Source organism: Winogradskyella psychrotolerans RS-3 (assembly GCF_000427335.1).
Lineage (GTDB): Bacteria > Bacteroidota > Bacteroidia > Flavobacteriales > Flavobacteriaceae > Winogradskyella > Winogradskyella psychrotolerans.
Map to the genome: position 1 here is coordinate 1 of NZ_ATMR01000110.1, position 1083 is coordinate 1083.

2 pseudogenes are annotated in these 1083 nt (G+C 37.2%); both read left to right on the forward strand.

What is annotated here, in order from left to right:
- Positions 1-184: pseudogene (locus ADIWIN_RS11235) on the forward strand (TlpA family protein disulfide reductase); the annotation flags it as partial.
- Between the two features lie 645 nt (positions 185-829).
- A pseudogene (locus ADIWIN_RS11240) lies at positions 830-1083 on the forward strand (hypothetical protein); the annotation flags it as partial.

Consider the following 1083-nt stretch of genomic DNA (forward strand, 5'->3'; position numbering starts at 1 on the left):
TGCTATTCCGTTTCCTATTTATATCGATAAGAATCGTCATGTATTTGATCAATTTCAATCTGAAGGGACACCACAATGGGTTTTAATTTCTGAAGATGGTGTGCTGTTTCGTTCTATTTTTGGTTCTCAAGCCAATGCTAAAAACCGTTTGTTTTATGCTTTAGAAAGTCTTGTGGAAAAATGATACTGAATCGTACTGTTTTATCCAAAATAATATGAGGCCAGGTTAAGCATTTAAACCCTGTTATTCCTTATGATGATTGGATTTATAGAGTCTATTAAGATGATGTATTGTATAGTTTGTGATCTGTTTTTTTAGAAGGTTCTCGATACATCCCGACTAAAAGGTCGGGACACTCAAACTGACATTAGGGGTTTTGGTTTGTTGTTGTGGGAAAGATTAGGATGATTGAACTTGCTAGGTTCTCGATACATCCCGACTAAAAGGTCGGGGCACTCGAACTGACATTAAGGGTTTTGATGTGTTGTTGTGGGAAAGATTAGGATGGTTGAACTTGCTAGGTTCTCGATACATCCCGACTAAAGGGTCGGGACACTCGAACTGACATTAAGGGTTTTGATGTGTTGTTGTGGGAAAGATTAGGATGGTTGAACTTGCTAGGTTCTCGATACATCCCGACTAAAAGGTCGGGGCACTCGAACTAACGTCATTAAAAACAAGTTGAAATATCTAAATAATCAGAGTAACTTTACATGTGTAGTCGAGAGGTTTATCATAACATCTTTCATAAAAATGACGTAATTAGTATGTAATGTTTGTCGGTCTTTAGAAAACGATTATCTTCACTATTCCCTTATACTTTGTACCATGACCAACCCTATTACCTCCATAAACGTTGAAGATTTAGATGGTGTTCCTGTAGATTTGAAGCAAGTCTATAAGCACAAGATTCTGTTGCTAATTATTTATAATAATGATTGTTTAGGTTGCACAGGTCGTGCTATTCCCTTGGCTTATGAGTTTCAACAAGAGTTTCCAAGCATACACGTCGTTGGGATCCATGCGGATTTTCCGGGTAGAATAGGAACCAAAGCTAATATCAAAAGTATTTTTACTAGTGG